General features: G+C 38.5%; 19 protein-coding genes and 1 pseudogene. 14 read left to right on the top strand and 6 right to left on the bottom strand.

What is annotated here, in order from left to right; translation table 11 throughout:
• Positions 1–67: 67 nt before the first annotated feature.
• From aspS to H5160_RS16735, 3 genes are all read left to right on the top strand, one after another.
• Positions 68–1,846 carry an aspartate--tRNA ligase gene (aspS, locus tag H5160_RS16745; protein WP_182738074.1) on the top strand — a complete coding sequence of 593 codons (1,779 nt, stop codon included), beginning with the start codon at positions 68–70 and terminating at the stop codon, positions 1,844–1,846.
• Positions 1,847–1,965: 119 nt separating this feature from the next.
• Positions 1,966–2,196 (top strand): hypothetical protein, encoded by a 231-nt coding sequence (locus H5160_RS16740; protein WP_002959972.1) that lies wholly within the window; start codon positions 1,966–1,968, stop codon positions 2,194–2,196.
• Positions 2,197–2,210: 14 nt separating this feature from the next.
• Complete coding sequence (locus H5160_RS16735; RefSeq protein WP_182712729.1) at positions 2,211–2,807, top strand: pentapeptide repeat-containing protein; 597 nt, start codon at positions 2,211–2,213, stop codon at positions 2,805–2,807.
• A gap of 72 nt (positions 2,808–2,879) precedes the next feature.
• Here H5160_RS16735 and H5160_RS16730 read toward each other — a convergent pair whose 3' ends face one another.
• Positions 2,880–3,203 carry a hypothetical protein gene (locus H5160_RS16730; protein ID WP_002959968.1) on the bottom strand — a complete coding sequence of 108 codons (324 nt, stop codon included), beginning with the start codon at positions 3,201–3,203 and terminating at the stop codon, positions 2,880–2,882.
• A 129-nt stretch (positions 3,204–3,332) separates the two neighbouring features.
• Here H5160_RS16730 and H5160_RS16725 point away from each other — a divergent pair.
• Positions 3,333–4,075: pseudogene (locus H5160_RS16725) on the top strand (alpha/beta hydrolase).
• 103 nt (positions 4,076–4,178) lie between these two features.
• Here H5160_RS16725 and H5160_RS16720 read toward each other — a convergent pair.
• The 3 genes from H5160_RS16720 to H5160_RS16710 all read right to left on the bottom strand — a co-directional run bounded on the left by H5160_RS16720 (position 4,179) and on the right by H5160_RS16710 (position 6,719).
• Positions 4,179–4,751, bottom strand: coding sequence for a hypothetical protein (locus tag H5160_RS16720; protein ID WP_008139086.1), 573 nt, complete (start codon positions 4,749–4,751; stop codon positions 4,179–4,181).
• Positions 4,748–5,359 (bottom strand): hypothetical protein, encoded by a 612-nt coding sequence (locus H5160_RS16715; RefSeq protein ID WP_008139084.1) that lies wholly within the window; start codon positions 5,357–5,359, stop codon positions 4,748–4,750. The genes H5160_RS16720 and H5160_RS16715 overlap by 4 nt, the downstream gene beginning before the upstream one ends.
• Positions 5,360–5,516: 157 nt before the next feature.
• Positions 5,517–6,719, bottom strand: coding sequence for a bifunctional alpha/beta hydrolase/OsmC family protein (locus H5160_RS16710; RefSeq protein WP_182738072.1), 1,203 nt, complete (start codon positions 6,717–6,719; stop codon positions 5,517–5,519).
• Positions 6,720–6,986: 267 nt separating this feature from the next.
• Between H5160_RS16710 and H5160_RS16705 the strand changes: the two genes are divergently transcribed.
• A complete protein-coding gene (locus H5160_RS16705; protein WP_008172584.1) occupies positions 6,987–7,826 on the top strand; it encodes an isopenicillin N synthase family oxygenase in 840 nt (279 codons plus the stop codon).
• A gap of 199 nt (positions 7,827–8,025) precedes the next feature.
• On the top strand, positions 8,026–9,420 hold the full coding sequence (locus H5160_RS16700) for a DEAD/DEAH box helicase (protein ID WP_024595752.1): 1,395 nt from the start codon (positions 8,026–8,028) through the stop codon (positions 9,418–9,420).
• 124 nt (positions 9,421–9,544) lie between these two features.
• On the opposite strand, the gene H5160_RS16695 is transcribed toward H5160_RS16700, so the two are convergent.
• Both H5160_RS16695 and H5160_RS16690 read right to left on the bottom strand, forming a co-directional pair.
• Positions 9,545–10,300 carry a DUF3307 domain-containing protein gene (locus H5160_RS16695; RefSeq protein WP_182738070.1) on the bottom strand — a complete coding sequence of 252 codons (756 nt, stop codon included), beginning with the start codon at positions 10,298–10,300 and terminating at the stop codon, positions 9,545–9,547.
• Positions 10,300–10,923, bottom strand: a complete 624-nt coding sequence (locus H5160_RS16690) for a hypothetical protein (protein ID WP_182734752.1) — start codon at positions 10,921–10,923, stop codon at positions 10,300–10,302. The genes H5160_RS16695 and H5160_RS16690 overlap by 1 nt, the downstream gene beginning before the upstream one ends.
• Positions 10,924–11,073: 150 nt before the next feature.
• Between H5160_RS16690 and H5160_RS16685 the strand changes: the two genes are divergently transcribed.
• The 8 genes from H5160_RS16685 (at position 11,074) to H5160_RS16650 (ending at position 18,574) form a co-directional block, all read left to right on the top strand.
• Positions 11,074–11,577, top strand: coding sequence for an NYN domain-containing protein (locus H5160_RS16685; RefSeq protein ID WP_002962844.1), 504 nt, complete (start codon positions 11,074–11,076; stop codon positions 11,575–11,577).
• A gap of 173 nt (positions 11,578–11,750) precedes the next feature.
• Positions 11,751–12,671, top strand: a complete 921-nt coding sequence (nudC, locus tag H5160_RS16680; protein WP_182734776.1) for an NAD(+) diphosphatase — start codon at positions 11,751–11,753, stop codon at positions 12,669–12,671.
• Positions 12,672–12,680: 9 nt separating this feature from the next.
• Entirely contained in the window at positions 12,681–13,862 is a 1,182-nt protein-coding gene (locus H5160_RS16675; RefSeq protein ID WP_182738068.1) for a cystathionine beta-lyase, read from the top strand.
• A gap of 143 nt (positions 13,863–14,005) precedes the next feature.
• Entirely contained in the window at positions 14,006–14,833 is an 828-nt protein-coding gene (locus tag H5160_RS16670; RefSeq protein ID WP_182738067.1) for an ABC transporter permease, read from the top strand.
• Positions 14,830–15,738: an ABC transporter ATP-binding protein gene (locus H5160_RS16665; protein WP_007377980.1), complete on the top strand. Its 909-nt coding sequence runs from the start codon at positions 14,830–14,832 to the stop codon at positions 15,736–15,738. The genes H5160_RS16670 and H5160_RS16665 overlap by 4 nt, the downstream gene beginning before the upstream one ends.
• Positions 15,738–16,112, top strand: a complete 375-nt coding sequence (locus H5160_RS16660; RefSeq protein ID WP_007377979.1) for a PH domain-containing protein — start codon at positions 15,738–15,740, stop codon at positions 16,110–16,112. Before H5160_RS16665 ends, H5160_RS16660 begins: the two co-directional genes overlap by 1 nt.
• 199 nt (positions 16,113–16,311) lie before the next feature.
• Positions 16,312–17,106, top strand: a complete 795-nt coding sequence (locus H5160_RS16655; protein ID WP_165724187.1) for a putative porin — start codon at positions 16,312–16,314, stop codon at positions 17,104–17,106.
• A gap of 664 nt (positions 17,107–17,770) precedes the next feature.
• A complete protein-coding gene (locus H5160_RS16650) occupies positions 17,771–18,574 on the top strand; it encodes a putative porin (RefSeq protein ID WP_165724185.1) in 804 nt (267 codons plus the stop codon).
• Positions 18,575–18,590 lie beyond the last annotated feature (16 nt).

Raw genomic sequence — 18,590 nt, 5'->3', positions numbered from 1 at the left:
TTTTTAAATCACACGCCTTAAAACAAATAAATATAACCGTTTAAGCCTTTTATCTGACAGGAAAACTATGCGCTCTATATATTGCGGACAGCTAAATAAAACTCACGTAGATCAAGAAGTTGAACTATGTGGCTGGATCAACAAACGACGTGACCTTGGTGGACTTATCTTTGTCGATTTACGCGATAGAGAAGGTTTAGTACAAGTTGTATTCGACTCTGACATTGAAGAGTTAATGAGTTCAGCTAACACACTTCGCCAAGAATTTTGTGTTCAGCTAAAAGGTACTGTACGTGCACGCCCTGATAGCCAAGTAAATAAAGATATGGCAACAGGTGAAATTGAAGTTTTAGGTACTGAGCTTACAATTATTAACCGCTCTGAACCGCTTCCACTTGATTTTAACCAAGTAAACTCAGAAGAGCGTCGTTTAAAATACCGTTACTTAGACCTACGTCGTCTAGAAATGAGTGACCGTATTAAATTACGTGCTAAAGCAAGCAGCTTTGTTCGTCGCTTTTTAGATGAAAACGGCTTTTTAGACATCGAAACACCTGTACTTACTAAAGCAACGCCAGAAGGCGCACGCGATTACTTAGTGCCAAGCCGCGTTCATAAAGGTAGTTTCTACGCTTTACCACAGTCTCCACAGTTGTTTAAGCAATTGTTGATGATGTCGGGTTTTGACCGTTACTACCAAATTGTTAAATGTTTCCGTGATGAAGATTTACGCGCCGATCGCCAACCAGAATTTACCCAAATAGATATAGAAACCTCGTTCATGAACTCTGATCAAGTACGTGGTATGACTGAAAAAATGATCCGTGAGATGTGGCAAACATTGCTCAACGTTGATTTAGGCGATTTTCCAATCATGCCTTACAGCGAGGCAATGAGCCTTTACGGTTCTGATAAGCCAGATTTACGTAACCCAATGAAATTAGTTGATGTTGCAGATTTAGTTAAAGACGTAGAGTTTAATGTTTTCTCAGGTCCGGCTAACGACGAAAAAGGTCGCGTTGCTGTGTTAACTGTACCGGGTGGCGCTAAGCTTTCTCGTAAACAACTTGACGATTACACCAAGTTTATTGGTATTTACGGCGCTAAAGGCATGGCGTGGATGAAAGTAAACGACCACACTGCAGGCGCTGAAGGTGTTCAATCGCCAGTGGCTAAGTTTTTAAGCGAAGACGTAATCACAAAATTACTTGAGCGTACTAATGCACAGTCTGGCGATATTATTTTATTCGGTGCCGATAAGCGCAATACAGTAAATGAAGCAATGGGCGCACTGCGCGTTAAGATTGGTGTTGACTTAGAAATCACTAACCTTAATAGTTGGGCACCACTTTGGGTTGTAGACTTCCCAATGTTTGAAGAAGATGACGAAGGCACATTACATGCTGTGCATCATCCATTCACTGCACCAAAAGATATTACTGCAAGTGAGCTTGAAGCAAATCCAGCTGCGGCTATTTCAGATGCCTACGACATGGTATTAAACGGCTACGAAGTGGGTGGCGGTTCGGTACGTATTCATAATGCAGATATGCAAGAAACTGCATTTAGAATTTTAGGTATTAACGAGCAAGAGCAACAAGACAAGTTTGGCTTTTTACTTGATGCACTTAAATACGGTACACCACCACATGCTGGTTTAGCATTTGGTCTTGACCGTTTAGCAATGCTTTTATGTGGTACCGATAACATTCGTGACGTTATTGCTTTCCCTAAAACAACACAAGCGTCGTGTTTATTAACTAACGCGCCTAGTAAGCCTAATATGGATTCGTTAGCTGAGCTTGCAATTAGTGTTGTTGAAAAATCGATACCTAGCGAAGAGTAATTTTTGTTTAGCTTATTGAGCTAAATTTAAAAACCCTTAAGTTATATGCTTAAGGGTTTTTTTGTGGTTAAATTTGCAGCAGAGTGTATTTTAACCGAACAGACGAAAAAGGAATTATTATGTCGATCAATGCAACCTTATTTGGTGAGTTCTTAGTTTTTTTTATTGTGCTGAGTATTCCTATTTTTGCTGTAATTAGCTACAAAATAGGTAAGCGTAAAAGTACTATGCCGGGGGTTTTAGCTTTTGTGGGTGGCTGTTTAGCGCTATTTCCACTATTTGCTTTGATTTTTATTGCAGTGCTTGCGCTTAAAAAAGATTTACCTAAAAATAGCGTCTATGCCCATTAAAAACTAGGTTAATAGTGTCAATTTCAAATAATAATCACTACTTCGACGAGCAATTTAATGCTTTGCAGCACGAAGAGCAACTAACTGAAAATTCTGAGTTTGAAGAGTGCACATTTACCGATTGCGACTTTTCAGACGGGCAGTTTAAAAATTGCCGATTTATACAGTGCAACTTTAAAAACTGTAATTTATCGTCACTAAAATGGAACTACAGCTCGCTTGAAGATGTAAGTTTTAGCCACTGTAAATTAAATAGTCTGCAATGGACTGACGTGGATTGGCCAGCGCTTAGTATTAACGCACCGGTGAGCTTTAATTATTGCGAGCTCAGTAATAGTTCTTTTTTTGAATTAACCCTCAAAGCCCTCAAACTAACACACTGCTTTGCCAAAAATGTTGATTTTAGACATGCTGATTTAAGCGGTAGTGAATTTACAGGAACAGATTTTCGCGATAGTGAGTTTTTTCAAACTAACCTAACAAAATGTGATTTTGTAGGTGCGACAGCATTTAATATAGATTTGAATAATAATATGTTAGCGAATGCTAAGTTTGATCGCTTCGAAGCACTTAATTTGCTTACCAGCCTTAATATAGAGCTTTGTGATTAATTTAGTTTAATATGATTACATATCTAGAAGCGGCAGCTTAGCTGGGCTTCTAGATACTGCGTGACTGCGTAATTAACGGCTAGGGCCATTTTTATTACGTGCACTGGCAAGCTGTCTTGCGATTTCTAATAACGCAGGTGAAATATCTTCAGCGCCATCTTTAATTAGTTTTGTAACGTCACCTGATGAAAACAAACCGTCACGTGGTGATTTAATACCTAACTCACGAACAAAATCCTTCGTTTTACCTGTGCTGCCTGTTTCAATAAACTTAAAAATAATACGTTCATTGTTGTTTTTAGCAGGGGTTTTTAGTGTTTCGATTTCGTCATGTATTGCCGTTAGTTTGTCTTCTAAAATTTCTATACGTTCTTGAATGCTATTGTATGATTTCATTTATTGGATCTTTTACTAAATATATTTAAACAATGGCGGCTATTATCGCATAGTTTGACAATAGAGAATGCAAAGCTATAAAGTAAAAGTTATTTTTAATTAAAAACAATAATTTATATAAGTTTAAATATGCAAAAAACACTTAAAAAGCTTTTTATATTAAGCGCACTAGCTCTAAGTACATCAGTAATAGGCGCAACAAGCTATGCAAACGATGGCGTTATAACTGATCAAAGCCGCGATCGCACTATTCCTATCAATATTACATTACCAAGTAACAATGCTAAGTGTACAGCGCAAGTAAAATGCCCTGTCGCGTTCATTAACGCAGGTTATGGGATTAGCCATAATGAATATACGTTTGTTAGTAATGCGTTTAATCAGCGTGGATATTTAACAGTAGCCGTTGCACACGAACTAAAAAGCGACCCTTACCTTAATCGTGAGCAGCCTTACTTAACCACTCGCATGGAAAACTGGCACCGTGGCGTAGTAACACTTAAGTTTTTAGTTAATGAGCTAGCGAGTAAATACCCAGCGTACGACTTTACAAAACTCGCCTTATTTGGGCATTCTAATGGCGGGGATATTTCCGCATTATATGGCTCTATTTATCCAAACGAAGTTAGCACTATTATTACGCTCGATCATCGCCGCATGTTGATCCCGCGCAATAAAAGCATTCGCGTACTTACACTTCGCGGTAGTGATTACCCAGCTGATGCGAATGTGTTGTTAAACGATTCAGAGTTGGATAAGTTTCCTGTTACACAAACACTAATAGAAAAATCACGCCATAACTATATGTATGATGGCGGACCAAAATGGTGGATAGAATGAGTAAAGAAGTAGTGGCGTTTTTAGATAATTAGGCAAGATATAATCAAGCCAACTTTAAGCTGGCTTGATATATAAAGGTTTAAGCTGACGCAGAATTTTGAGTGGTATTAAACAAAGCATGTATATTATTGCAGGTTACCCTTGCGGTGTAGCAAACTGTTTTATTGGTCGTTCTTTTATTTCCATATCTTCTGTAGGCATTGTTAACAGTGAATAGTTTGTTCTAATTGTGATGATATCGGCAAACTTACCATTAATGTACAAGTTTACAAATGGAGTAAGTGTTCCCACCATATACCTTTTCCCTGGCTCTAATGCAAACCTCTCTTCTATGCCCTTTAGCTCTATAAACTTGACTTCTAGTGGCTCGAATTCTAATGATGATAATTGCTTGTAGGCACGTCTGCGTCCCTGTATGGGTTGCTCTGAAATACCTGTATCTAAATTATTCTCTTTTAAATCGTAGTATCTACTTTCTTCAAATACATACATCGAATTTAAATCGATTCCTTGTTCATTAAAAGCGAGAGAGCTTAGCTTAACTTGATACGGGGTTGTGTTAGCTAGTCTAATATTCGTTGTACACTTAGTATCTAGATGACAAAAAGTGAAAGAGGAGGTAGCGATAGGGCTTTCTTTAACTTCTTCAGACTTAACAAGAGATGAGTAACTTATTAAACAAACTATGGAAATAATAATTTTTTTCATTGGGCTGCTCGTACTGCATTTTCAAATGCGTATGAAGAGGATAGAATTTCTTTCCTATATTGGGCGTTTTGATTTATTCGTGCGTTTCGAGCGATTATATTAAGCTCTTTCATAGCTGTTCTAGCGTTATATGCTGTATCTTCAGAAGTCCATACCGCGTGACTAAACTCGTGAACGATAGTATCAACTTTTCTGTCAGTTCCTACTTCGAAAAAGCTCTTACCAAACCCTATAATCCCATATCTGTCATAATAAGTAGCATCGCCAAACCCTGCGCATTTATAAAGCTTATGAGGAGTTAAAAGCATGGAGCCGATAAGGTTTATTAGTTTACGAGCTTGGCGAATAAGAAATGTTCGTGTTGCTTCAAATTTAGCCGAATTAACAAAACCGTATTGTTTCATAATTGATTCGAATTTTTCTTTTTTCTTTTCATCTAAGTTAGCAGGGTTGTGCAATATATTAATAAAAGTTGTTAATGCTTTTGGGGTAATTAGCATAGCTAATTCAATTTGTTTCAGCTCAGATAAAGTTAACTCGATACCTGTTTTGTTTGTTACTTCGTAAATTGAAAAGTTATTGCGCTCATAGTAAGTATTTTTATTCATACTATTTATACCTATCCTTGGTTATATAATTTTACTAACAATTTACTAGAGTCGTACCTATTATTCAACCTCTATATTTTATCTCAGATTGTGAGATTACTTTATTGTCCATCTAAAATAGCGCAGTGTGACCTGCGCTATTTTAATTTTACGGCAGTTATTCTACCAGTTCACTTACAATAACTGGGTTGTTATGTAGTGTTTTATGCACAGGGCATTTGTCGGCTATTTCGAGTAAACGCTGACGCTCAGGCTCTGTTAAGTCGCCACGTAAAGTGATTTTACGAGTAATGGCTTCAAGGTTACCTGTTTGCTCACAATCGTCGCAATCTTTGTTGTAATCGCGAGTGTGATCAAGTTCTACTTTAACATGCTCCAGTGGTAAGTTTTTACGTGTAGCGTACATACGTAGTGTCATGGCCGTACAGGCACCAAGCCCCGCTAATAAGTGATGATACGGATCGGGGCCTAAGTTTTTACCGCCTACTTTTATTGGCTCATCTGCAAGCCAAGTATGATCTTTTGTACTTACGTGCTGAGTAAATACATGGTCTTTTTCTTCAACAAGTACATTACCACCCGTTAAACTTGCCGTGTATTTAGTTTTGTCGTACTTAACATAACGGTTTGCCCACGTTGCAATTATTTGTGCAGCGTAGTCGGCATCATTTTTATTTGTTAAAAGGTGATCGGCGTTATCTAGGCTAATAAAGCTTTTAGGATGCTTAGCTGATGCATAAATTTTTTCAGCTTCACTAATATTTACAGTCGCATCAATAGGGGAGTGCATTACTAATAATGCGCGCTTAAGTTTACTTATGTGGCTTTTATCGTACTTGGCTATATCGTCAATAAATTGCTTTTTAATGGTAAATTCACGACCAGCTAAGTTAACTTTAGCTTCACCTTCTGCGTTAATTTCATCAAGGTGTGCTTCAAAGTTATGCGCTACGTGCTGCGCATCTGACGGTGCTCCAATGGTTGTAATAGCCGATACTTCAGGAATATGCTCAGCAGCAGCAAGAACGGCTGCCCCGCCTAAACTGTGGCCAATGAGTAGTTGCGGCGGAGCAAAATGCTCACGTAAATGATTTGCCGCAGATACTAAATCTTGAATGTTTGATGAAAAGTTACTGTTAGCAAAGTCGCCATCACTATTACCTAAACCGGTAAAGTCGAAACGCAGTACGGCGATACCTTGCTGTGTGAGTGCACGACTAATCCGTGTAGCTGCTGCAATGTCTTTACCGCATGTAAAGCAGTGTGCAAATAGCGCGTAAAACTTAACGTCACCATAGGGAAGTTCAAGTTGGCCGGCAAGTTCTAAATCGCCGCTTTTAAAAGATACTTTTTGTCGCATGGGGAGCCTTATTTACACAAATAAAATATATTCTAATAATAGACCAGAGATAGTTACTAAACCTTGCAAATTCAACGTTTTTTTATAAGTTGATCTTGATCAAGCAAAGTGACGGTGACCATGTCTTGAGGACATATGTCCTTATGTTTTTGAGGTCATTTGTCTATCCTCGCATAGCGCTATAATGAAGGCTTTGCTACTTTATATAAGTAATTTAGCACTATTAAAAGCAACTCACTTCACACAACCTATTCACTGGAACGTACAATGCAATTACCTACTGTTGATTATAAAGCTCCCGATGCGGCTGCACAATTTGTTGAATCGTTAAGAAATACTGGATTTGGCGTTTTAAAAAACCACCCAATCCCACAGTCTTTAGTTGAGTCTATTTACAAAAATTGGCAAGACTTTTTTAACTCAGAGCAAAAGCACGACTTTTTATTCTCTAAAGAAACTCAAGACGGTTACTTTCCGCCTTCAGTATCAGAAGTAGCGAAAGGCTTTACAATAAAAGACATTAAAGAGTACTTTCATGTGTACCCTAAAGGTCGCGTTCCTGCCCAGCTTGAGGCTGATGTACGTGAATACTACCGTTTAGCAAGTGAATTTGCTGGCACATTATTAAGCTGGGTTCAGGCTGAAGCACCAGCTGATGTGCGTGCTAAGTTTTCAATTGATTTAAAAGACATGATTGCCGATTCTGAGCAAACATTGTTACGTATCCTTCATTATCCGCCTATGACGGGTGATGAAGAGCCTGGTGCTATTCGCGCAGCAGCCCATGGCGATATTAATTTATTGACTGTATTACCAGCTTCTAATGAGCCTGGTTTACAAGTTCAAAAAACAGATGGCGGTTGGTTAGACGTGCCATGTGATTTTGGCAGCTTAATTATTAATATCGGCGACATGCTACAAGAAGCGTCGGGCGGGTATTTCCCATCGACAATTCACCGTGTAATTAACCCAACGGGTAAAGCATCTACTAAATCGCGTATTTCATTACCGTTATTTTTACACCCGCATCCAGATGTTGTGCTTTCAGAGCGCTACACGGCAGATAGCTACTTGCAAGAACGTTTGCGTGAGTTAGGTGTTAAGTAACTCTAATACTTAGAGTAATTAAGTATAAAAAAAAACGGCTTATGGCCGTTTTTTGCATTTTTAAGCAACTTAATCACAGGTTTAACTTTAATAAACTATGCTCAATTGCCTGCAACGTAAATAATGGCATGCATTCTTAGCTACTACAGGTATAATGCGCGCAACTGGCTAATGTAGCCTTATTTAAAAGAGAGTTTATATGAGTTTTGAAGGTTTAGGTTTATCACAGTCTTTGGTTAATGCGGTTTTAGAAAAGGGCTATGAAACGCCAACGCCGATTCAGGCTCAAGCAATTCCTGCAATTATTGAACGCCGTGACGTTATGGCAGCAGCGCAAACAGGTACAGGTAAAACAGCGGGTTTTACATTACCACTTATTGAGCGCTTGTCGTCGGGTCCTAAAGCTAAAAGCAATCACGTACGTGCGCTTATTTTAACGCCTACACGTGAACTTGCTTTGCAAGTAAGCGAAAACGTTGAAGAGTACGCTAAGCATTCTGATGTGAGTTCATTTGTAGTTTACGGTGGCGTTAAAATTAACCCACAAATGCAGCGTCTTCGTAAAGGTGTTGATATTTTAGTAGCAACGCCGGGTCGTTTAATCGACTTACATAATCAAAATGCAGTTAAATTTGATAGCGTTGAAGTGCTTGTACTCGATGAAGCTGACCGCATGTTAGACATGGGCTTTATTCACGACATTAAACGCTTAATTGCTAAAATGCCTGCTAAACGTCAAAACTTGATGTTTTCGGCTACATTTTCAGATGAAATTCGTGCATTAGCAAAAGGGTTAATTAATGACCCAGTTGAAATTTCAGTTGCAGCAAAAAATACCACTGCAAAAAGTGTTACTCAGTGCGTTTACGCGGTAGATAAAACACGTAAAACAGCATTGCTAAGCCACTTAATTCGCACTAACGATTGGCAACAAGTATTAGTGTTTAGCCGTACAAAGCACGGTGCTAACCGCTTAGTTAAACAACTTGAACGCGATGACATTGTAGGCGCGGCTATCCATGGTAATAAATCACAAGGCGCACGTGTTAAAGCACTTGATGGTTTTAAAAGTGGTGAAGTACGCGTATTAGTAGCAACAGACATTGTTGCACGTGGCTTAGACATTGTTGAATTACCGCATGTTGTTAACTACGACTTACCAAACGTATATGAAGATTATGTTCATCGTATTGGCCGTACAGGCCGTGCTGGTGCGTCGGGTCATGCGATTTCGTTTGTAACGGTTGATGATGCTGTTGATTTATATGGTATTGAACGCTTTATTGGTGAGCTTATTCCACGTGCTGAGGAAGACGGTTTTGAGCCTATTAACCCAGTAGCTGAACGCGCATTAGATGCTCGCCCACTGCCGGCTAAAAAGCCTAAGAAAAAGCAGCCTTTTAATAAGCCTAAATCTGATAGCAGCAAGCCTAACAGCAAAAAGCCGAACAATGGTGGTAATGGTACCGGCCCACGCCGTGGTGGTTCTAAAAAGCCAGCAGCTAAAACAGATGACAGCGCGCAAAACCCATGGGCAAAGCGTGAATCTGTTGGCGGTAATGGCCAACGCCGTCGTCGCACCAATAACGATTAATCATTATTAGTGATTGCACTAGCGTTTAATTAATTTAGAATTTAGTTAAAGGCAGATACAAAAAACGCGCTCCCTTCTTTAATTAAATAGAAGCAGCGCGTTTTTTATTGCCTGTAATTTGTACTTACTGTATTGCCTGCCTGATTAAATAGTTAATACCTAAACCTACAAATAAAGTAACACTTACGCTAAGTAATGTGCCGAGCATGACGTACTCGGTAAGTTTTTTATCTTTGCTTGCACTTAAATCACCAAACCTAAATACCGACTTTGCCGCAAGTAAAAAACCCAGCCCTGCAAATTGGTCAAGTAATATAAAGCTCAGCATAAGTACGCGCTCAAGCATACCTATGCTTTGCCCTGCAAGTGGTAAGCTACCAGTACTTGAAAAGTTACTTGTTAAACGCTCTAACATCATTCTTATAAATACGGCGCTGGGACTTAAAATAATTAAATAACCGCATACCACCCACAGTATGTTGGGATCAGTGAGCATATTATTAATTGCAGCCATAAAGCTATTATTATCAGTTAGCCAAATACTGAGCGCAATAATAACGAGTATGTGCGCTATTTGATCTAGTAAAAAAGGCACCACGCCTTTATTAGAATACGATTTAGCTATATCAATAAAGTAATGGCTCAGCATAATGCTCGCCGTGGCAATTAAAACACTGCTTAGTTGCTGCCACCCGAATATGTATTCCCACACGGTAATAATGAGTGCACTTGTTACACCATGCACTAGTACATGAAAATAAAGCTTACTGGCTTTAAAGTGACGGGTATTTCTGTCGTTTACCCAACTCATAGGTTGCCAGTAAAAATCAGCGAGTAAGTGGCCAATAATAAGCGCTACCAGTAAAAGTGAAAATTCCATTATTCACCTCCTTTAATTATATTTTTTATAACGTGTTGTGTGTGCTTAATAAAGCGCTCTATAAGTTGGTAGTGCGCTAAATTTAGTAGTTTGGTTACGTTTTCGCGACTTGTTTTAAGCTCTTTTGCCAGTGCCGCGTGGCTGTTGTCTGGTGATGTTAAATAGACGTACAGGGCATTTGATTGTTTTTGTGTGATTTTAGTGAGCAATACGTCGGCAAAGGCTAAATTAAGATTTAAGCTTTCATCGAGCTGCTGCTCGTTAATATTAAAAACAAAGCGTTGATTGCCTATTTTATCAAGGCCTTGCCCCGAAAGAGTAAAAGCAGAACCGGTTGCTGTTTTTATATCGCTGCGTGGGTTATCTATTTGCCCAAGTGCCAAGCTTTGTCGTAGTTCATAACCTGACGATTTAAGGTGTAAATATACAAGTATGGCATTTTTAAAAAGAAGCTGAGGATTATTAACTTGTAACTGAAAGGCATCGCCTCGGTATATATTCCAAAGTGTTTGCTCCCCCGAGATGTTTCGCAAACTTTGCTCTAGTTGATAAAGCATGGCATCGTATTGCTGCTTAGGGATTGTTTGCGATTTAATAATATCGCCGCTGATCACACCAATCATAAAAATCTCAAAATGGTTACTTTTTAATATGTAACCAATATTGGTTACATAAGGGTATGTAACTAATTTAGGTTACTTAAATATAAATTGCAAGGTACACTTATTTTATAACATTACTTTTATTGCTATTAATCCTCACTAGGACACTAAATGACTTTACAAAACGAGCAGCAAAGCACGAAACCACGGGTCGGTATTTTTGTTGATGTGCAAAATATTTATTACACGTGCCGTGAGAGTTACGGGAAAAATTTTGACTACAATGCGTTTTGGCGAATGATGGAGGCGCAATACAATATTGAGTGTGCTTTTGCGTATGCTATTTATCGAGGAGATGAAAAGCAAAATCAGTTTCAAAATATTTTGCGTGCGATTGGTTTTGAGGTAAAGCTAAAGCCATTTATTCAACGCCGTGATGGCAGTGCAAAAGGTGACTGGGATGTAGGCATAACAATAGACATGTTAGAGCAGGGTAAAAACCTTGATAAAGTTATTTTGCTCTCTGGCGATGGTGACTTTGCTTTGTTACTTGGGCATTTAAAAAATCAATATAATGTACCGTGCGATGTATACGGTGCTGACCGGTTAACTGCTGAGGTATTAAAACAAAGCGCAGAGCAATTTCATTTAATTGATAATACTTTACTTCTTTAACAGCAAAAATAGTTAAAAAAGTGCAAGCTAAGTGCCTGCAACATGAGAGATTTTAATACAAAGCCGTAATAGATGAATTAAGCCTTATATAGGCTTTTTTTATTACTGTAATCAATTGGGTTTGCTAAATGATTATGGTAATTTTAAAGCATAACGAGTTACCAAGGACTTACATGCTTCATTACAGCAACATGCCACTAGACAGAGGCTCAAATTTTCGTAAAGACCCATCTTGGCTTAAAGCGCAAATGTCGGCGCAAAGTAAATGGGTTTTAGTTAAAAATAATCAAACCCTATTTATTGAAGATACCCCTAAAGTAAGCTATTTAACGTATCAACAAGTGGCACATTTAGATTTAACGAGTGCTATTTTTGTTGGTTTAAACAATGCTAAACATGGTGTGTTTGCATTGGATGTTTCTGATCTGGATGAAAGCGTACTTTCGCCTTTAATAGAGGGCGCTCAGTTTTTTGATATTCGCCAATATGGGCCTCAAGTAACCATTAAATATGCTTCAATAGCAGCCCTTGCGAGAGGGCTATGTTATTGGCATGCCACGCACCGTTTTTGTGGGCGCTGCGGTAGTAAAAACCGTTCAGTGGAAGCCGGGCACTCTAGAGTGTGTGAAAACGAAAACTGTAAGCATCCTACATTCCCGCGCACCGATCCTGCGGTAATTATGGTCGTTACTAAAGTCTTTGCTGACGGAGTAGAACGCTGTTTATTAGGTCGCCAAGCTGCGTGGCCCACAGGTATGTATTCGTCGCTTGCTGGATTTGTAGACCCAGGGGAGACACTGGAACAAGCTGTTGCGCGTGAAGTTAAAGAAGAGGCAGGCATAGAAGTTGATAACGTACGTTATGTTGCATCTCAGCCATGGCCGTTCCCATCGTCAATTATGCTTGGCTTTTTTGCACAGGCGACATCTGAGCAAATTAACGTAGATAAAGAAGAGCTAGACGATGCAAAATGGTTTAGTCGTGAAGACTTAGAGCAATTTGGTAATTGGCACGAAGAAGGCGAGCATTTAAAGCTGCCTAGAACCGATTCTATCTCTCGTTATTTAATTGAGCATTGGCGCACAAACCCTTAAGGATTAACAATGTCGAGTAAAAGTAATAAAAACACTCAGCTGGTATCATCAGGGCGAAAAAAAGCCTATACACATGGCGTAGTAAACCCTGTTGTACAGCGTGCATCTACCATTGTATTTGATACTGTAGCCGATTTAAAAGAAGCAGCTAAAACCCGTGGCGATAAAACGTTATTTTATGGGCGCCGAGGAACAACAACACACTTTGCGCTACAAGAAGCGATTACAGAACTTGAAGGCGGCGAAGGGTGTGCATTGTACCCTTGTGGCGCTGCGGCGATCAGCCAAGTATTTTTATCGTTTTTAAAAACCGGTGATCATATTTTAATGGTTGATAACGTGTACGAACCAACTCGCGATTTTTGCGATAAAATTTTAGTGGGGCTGGGCATTACAACAACCTATTACCCGCCAACCATTGGCGCAGGTATTAAAGATTACATTCAGCCAAATACTAAAGTGTTGTTTTTAGAATCTCCAGGCTCTATTACGATGGAAGTGCAAGATGTGCCCGCTATGGTAAAAGTAGCCAATGAGCACAACGTAATGACCATGCTTGATAATACCTACGGTAACGGTCTGCATTATCGCCCGTTAGAGCACGGTGTTGATATTAGTATTCAAGCTGCAACAAAGTATATTGTTGGCCATTCAGACGTGATGATGGGGGTGGCTGTTGCTAATAAAAAGTATTGGCCAACCTTGCGCGAAAACTCATACTTACTAGGGCAATGTACCAGTGCCGATGATGCGTATTTAGCACTTAGAGGCTTGCGTACAATGGGTGTGCGTTTAAATCAACATGAAAAAGCAGCATTAGAAGTAGCTAAATGGCTTGAGCAACATGAGCTTGTTGATCATATTCGACACCCTGCATTTGAAAGCTGCCCAGGGCATGAGTTTTTTAAACGTGACTTTGATGGCAGTAATGGGTTGTTTTCATTTGTGATGAAAACCGGCAATCAAAAAGCGATTGATGCATTTTTAGATAACCTTGAGCATATTAAAATGGGCTTTTCGTGGGGCGGTTTTGAAAGTTTAGTAACGGCTAATTTAACTATGAAAGGGCTACGTTCAAATACAGGTTGGGATTTAGGCCCGGTTATTCGCCTGCATATTGGCCTTGAAGATGTTGAAGATTTAATTAGCGATTTAAGCCAAGCACTTGAGGTTTATAAGCAACATTTATAATTTATATCGCAATTTATGCTGTTACATTTAAATGTATTGTTACAAAGCTCACCATAGGTGGGCTTTTTTTTGCTGGTAATTCAAGGTGTTTACACTTAGTGTGGATAAATACACAGAAAATAAAAAGTCATTAAGGATAGTCAATGGCAACACCATTACCGATAAACGTAGGGCGATTAACGCAAATAGCGGGATTTGAGCTTGTACGTATGTTTTTAACTAAACGTGGACTTATTGCATTAGCTGCCTTTGCATTGGTGTGGCTAATCATACTGCGCTACCCAATAGGACAAGCAGTAGGTATTGTAAGTGCGCCCGATTTTGAGCAAATAGCCCGTGATATATCAGGTTCTATTGGTTTAAGTAAGTTATTAGATTGGCCAGAGGCCGAATTTGCTATGTACTGGTTAATAGCCCTGTATAGCTTTCCCGTTTTTGGTTTATTTATTTGTAGCGATCAAACAGTAGGCGACAGAGAGCGTGGCACACTGAGGTTTTTATCTCTGCGCTCCACTCGCTTTGAAATACTGTTTGGCCGTTTTTTAGGGCAGCTAGCGGTATTAGCCTGCTTAGTGGGCATTACTCTTGTGGCTACGCTCGCTGTACTAGGGTTTAGAGAGCCAAGTTTACTGGCTGGTGGTTTTGCCCGTGCACTTTCTATATTTTTAATATTAGTGATTACTTTGTGCCCATTTGTAGCACTAATGACGTTAATTAATACCTTTGCTCGCTCATCGCGTTTATCTATTGTATTGGCAATTTTATATTTTGCAGCAGGCGGTATTTTAGTTGGTATATTGCAATGGCAAATACCCGCATTAGGCTTGCTTGATTATTTATTTCCGGGTGTGCAAATAGAGCTATTAGCGGGGCAAAATTTACCATTATTGAGCGCTGTGGCTATTCCCCTTGTGCAAACTGCGGTACTACTAAGCGTTGCTCAACGTATTTTTGCAAGGAGCTCACTATGAGACCATTAATTACAGCTAGCGGTTTGAGTAAATCGTATGGTGCAAAACTTGCGCTTAATAATGTGGACTTTGAAATTAACAAAGGCGCGCCAGTGGCACTTGTTGGGCCAAATGGTGCGGGTAAAACTACCTTATTTAGTTTGTTGTGCGGCTATATTGCGCCAAGTAAAGGCAGCCTTGAAATATTAGGGCATAAACCTGGTAGTGCTGCTTTATTTAATAAAGTAAGTGCATTACCGCAAGACGCGCAACTTGACCCTCGTTTTAATATAGATAAGCAACTCGCCTTTTATGCCAAGCTGCAAGGTATGGGGGCAAAGCAAAGCCAAACTGAGGCGCTACGTGTACTTGATTTAGTTGGCTTAAAAGAAATTGCAAAGCAGCGTGCGGGGGATTTATCGCACGGTATGCGCAAGCGCGTTACGATAGCGCAAGCACTTATTGGCGCACCACAAATTGTAATGCTTGATGAAGCAACCGCAGGGCTTGATCCGATTCATGCCAGAGAAGTACGTGAGCTGGTATCAGAATTAAGTGAACAGGCTACATTTATTTTAAGCTCTCACGATTTAACTGAGCTTGAGCGACTATGCTCACAGGTACTTCATTTAGATAAAGGCGTACTAAGCGAGCATCAAACAAAAACTAATAATACCGATAAACACTTTTATACATTAATGCTAAGCGAGGCTTATCAAAATGTTGAGCAACAGCTTCAAGCAATTGCAGGTGTGAGTCGTGTGTATATGAGCCAACATAAAGAATATGTAGTTGAGTATCAGCCAACGAGCGATCCACTTGATATTGCACTACTGAATTTTTGTCATCAACAACACTGGCAGTACCGGCAGTTAGTTAATGGTCATACATTAGAGAATCAAATATTTAAACAGGAGAAAGTATAATGGGTTTACTTAGCGGACTTATGGGTAATGCAAGCGAAGTTGACGATTCTGATTTAGAAAAAATCCTCGCCAATACATTAATTGACGGCGAGCAAGTAGAAAAAGCATATAAAGTAGTACGTGATATGTTTATTTTTACTAATAAGCGCTTAATCTTAATTGATAAGCAAGGTATGACAGGTTCTAAAATGGAAATGGTGAGTATTGCTTACTCTAAAATTACCAAGTTTAGTAAAGAAAGTGCAGGCCATTTTGACTTAGATGCCGAGCTAAAAATATGGGTTGGCTCAGATCCAACACCAATTAGTAAAGAGTTTAAGTCTGGCGATAATATTAACGATGTTTACCGAATTATTAGCCAACACGCGCTTTAATACGGTACATGTTTTAAGTAGTTGTTGACTAGATGTTGCAACTACTTTAATTTTACAGTTTACAACACTTCCTTACAATTAACTTAATAAATACAACTGGTTAGTTAAGTTTTCATTCAGTTTCCTAACGTTAGCATGTGCCTCGACTTTAGCAATACAGCTAGAGCACAAAAAGCAATGTACATAGGGAAGTCTTACAATGAAAAAATTAGCAGTTATTATTTCGAGCATTTTATTATCTAGCACTGCGGCTGCTGCAGACAGCTATAATTCAATTAGTAACCTAAGCTACAAAAATAGCGATAACAACGACACCGTTGCTGTAGATTCTATTTACTACTTATCTCCTAAAAAAACTTTAGGTCCGTACGATCAGTTTGAATACATCAATAAACAAACTAACGTATATGGTGGCTATGCTGATGACGACTTTGGCGATTTAACATCAGTTGGTGGTGAATACTTCATTAATGAATTTGTTGTTGGCGCATCTTACGAAAACCTAGACCCAGATTCAGGTTCTAACAGTGAGCTTTATAAACTGACGGGTGGTTACTTTTTCAACCCTGATTTACTTGCAAAAGTAACACTAGTTGAAAACAAAGACGGCGACGATTTCGCATTATTTGATTTAGCTTACAACTACATGCTAAACAGCACAGATTACGTAGGTGTTACACTTACATCAGACGACGATTTTGATTACCGTGCAGTTGCTGCTAAATACTTTATTGATTTACAGCAAGGTAACTACCTTACTTTTGAAGGTAAATACGAAAGCATTGATGACGCAGAAAACCAATGGGTAGCAGAAACTAACTACTACTTCTCAAAAGCAACATCTGTATTTGCTAACTACAACAAGCAAGACACTTACAGCTTTGGTGCTCAACACTTTATCAATAAAAATATTGGTGTAAAGGTGGGTTACGAAAACAACGCTGATGATTCTGATAACGATGCGTACTTTGCTAACATGCGTTTCCAGTTTTAATTAAGTCCCCTACTTAGTTAATACAAAAGTAATATCAAAAGCCCGCTAAATTTAGCGGGCTTTGTTGTTTATAAACGTTTGATCTTTTAACTATAAACTTTTACTAACCATAATTACGGCTTTTATTATGCTCATCTAAATAACCCCTTTAAGTTATAAATAAAAATGCCATAAATGGCTAGATTGTTATTAAAGCCATTAAGTAGAGTCGATGATAATAGCTATAAAATAATGAGTATTGGAGTTTTTTTTGCTGGTAAATAATGGTTATTGGAAAAAACAGATAAAAATATGCACTTATACAAACCTATTTTTTATTATAAATTCAGAAATAATGAATTAATTATAGTCATTATTTTGAGAAATTAGAAAAATTTAGTGAGGGGAGGTTATATTGATGAGGTTTATCGAATAATTAAGTTGTGTTTAATTTAGCGACAACTTGTACCTTATTTGTTACTTTTTAAGTTTAAATGATGACAGACTATTGTTACGTAGATTTTATTGATACCCGTTGTTTACATTTACTTGTAATTATTTACATTTCAAGTGGTTTTAATTTGCCCTCTTATTCAGTTTTTGTTCATTTTTTTGACGTTAGGATGCGCCCCGACTTTAGCTAGACAGCTGAGGCATAAAAAGTAATATTTATAGGGAATTTAAAATGAAAAAATTAGCCGTTATCATTTCGAGCATTTTATTATCAAGCGCTGCAACCACTGCAATAGCTGCAGATACTTACCAATCAATCAGCCATGTAGGATACGTGGATGTAGATGGTGATGACACAGTAACTGTTGACTCAACTTATTATTTTTCTCCAAAAGCGACTTTAGGTCCTTACGATCAATTTGAATACATCAATAAGCAAACAAATGTTTATGGTGCATACAGTGATAATGATTTTGGAGATGTTACTAGCATTGGCGGTGAGTATTTTGTAGAAGATTTTGTATTAGGTGCACAGTACAATAATTTCGATAGTGATTTTGGCTCAAGCACGGATGTAATTGAACTTTCAGCTGGTTACTTCTTTAACCCAAACCTTGTATTAAAAGCTACGTTTGTTGATGTAGAAGATGCTGACAATCAGTTTGTGTTTGATTTGGCATATAACCACCAGTTAAACAGCACTGATTATATTGGCTTTACAGTAACAGCAGATGATGAGTTTGATTACCGTGCAGTAGCAGCTAAGTACTTTGTTGATTTACAGCAAGGTAACTACTTGACTGTTGAAGGTAAATTTGAAGATGTTGATGGCGGTTCAAGTAACTGGGAATTAGCATCTAACTACTATTTCAGCAAAGCAACATCGGTTTTTGTTACAGTTAATAAAAATGATGATTACACTCTTGGTGCTCAACACTTTTTCAACAACAATGTTGGTTTAGAAGCAGGTTACGGCAATAACTGGGATGATTCTGATTATGATGCTTACTTTGCAAATTTAAGCTTACAGTTTTAATTTAACTAAAATTAGA

The organism is Pseudoalteromonas sp. SG43-4, assembly GCF_014164325.1.
Classification (GTDB): domain Bacteria; phylum Pseudomonadota; class Gammaproteobacteria; order Enterobacterales; family Alteromonadaceae; genus Pseudoalteromonas; species Pseudoalteromonas distincta.
This window is presented reverse-complemented; position numbering and strand designations above follow the sequence as displayed.

Excerpts from the sequence above, each read along its gene's own strand:
- nudC (WP_182734776.1), top strand. The coding sequence starts at position 11,751 with ATGCTTCATTACAGCAACATGCCACTAGACAGAGGCTCAAATTTTCGT.
- H5160_RS16650 (WP_165724185.1), top strand. The coding sequence starts at position 17,771 with ATGAAAAAATTAGCCGTTATCATTTCGAGCATTTTATTATCAAGCGCT.
- H5160_RS16710 (WP_182738072.1), bottom strand. The coding sequence starts at position 6,719 with ATGCGACAAAAAGTATCTTTTAAAAGCGGCGATTTAGAACTTGCCGGC.
- H5160_RS16675 (WP_182738068.1), top strand. The coding sequence starts at position 12,681 with ATGTCGAGTAAAAGTAATAAAAACACTCAGCTGGTATCATCAGGGCGA.
- H5160_RS16705 (WP_008172584.1), top strand. The coding sequence starts at position 6,987 with ATGCAATTACCTACTGTTGATTATAAAGCTCCCGATGCGGCTGCACAA.
- H5160_RS16720 (WP_008139086.1), bottom strand. The coding sequence starts at position 4,751 with ATGAAAAAAATTATTATTTCCATAGTTTGTTTAATAAGTTACTCATCT.
- H5160_RS16655 (WP_165724187.1), top strand. The coding sequence starts at position 16,312 with ATGAAAAAATTAGCAGTTATTATTTCGAGCATTTTATTATCTAGCACT.
- H5160_RS16740 (WP_002959972.1), top strand. The coding sequence starts at position 1,966 with ATGTCGATCAATGCAACCTTATTTGGTGAGTTCTTAGTTTTTTTTATT.
- H5160_RS16685 (WP_002962844.1), top strand. The coding sequence starts at position 11,074 with ATGACTTTACAAAACGAGCAGCAAAGCACGAAACCACGGGTCGGTATT.
- H5160_RS16660 (WP_007377979.1), top strand. The coding sequence starts at position 15,738 with ATGGGTTTACTTAGCGGACTTATGGGTAATGCAAGCGAAGTTGACGAT.
- H5160_RS16690 (WP_182734752.1), bottom strand. The coding sequence starts at position 10,923 with ATGATTGGTGTGATCAGCGGCGATATTATTAAATCGCAAACAATCCCT.
- aspS (WP_182738074.1), top strand. The coding sequence starts at position 68 with ATGCGCTCTATATATTGCGGACAGCTAAATAAAACTCACGTAGATCAA.
- H5160_RS16665 (WP_007377980.1), top strand. The coding sequence starts at position 14,830 with ATGAGACCATTAATTACAGCTAGCGGTTTGAGTAAATCGTATGGTGCA.
- H5160_RS16670 (WP_182738067.1), top strand. The coding sequence starts at position 14,006 with ATGGCAACACCATTACCGATAAACGTAGGGCGATTAACGCAAATAGCG.
- H5160_RS16730 (WP_002959968.1), bottom strand. The coding sequence starts at position 3,203 with ATGAAATCATACAATAGCATTCAAGAACGTATAGAAATTTTAGAAGAC.
- H5160_RS16700 (WP_024595752.1), top strand. The coding sequence starts at position 8,026 with ATGAGTTTTGAAGGTTTAGGTTTATCACAGTCTTTGGTTAATGCGGTT.
- H5160_RS16715 (WP_008139084.1), bottom strand. The coding sequence starts at position 5,359 with ATGAATAAAAATACTTACTATGAGCGCAATAACTTTTCAATTTACGAA.
- H5160_RS16695 (WP_182738070.1), bottom strand. The coding sequence starts at position 10,300 with ATGGAATTTTCACTTTTACTGGTAGCGCTTATTATTGGCCACTTACTC.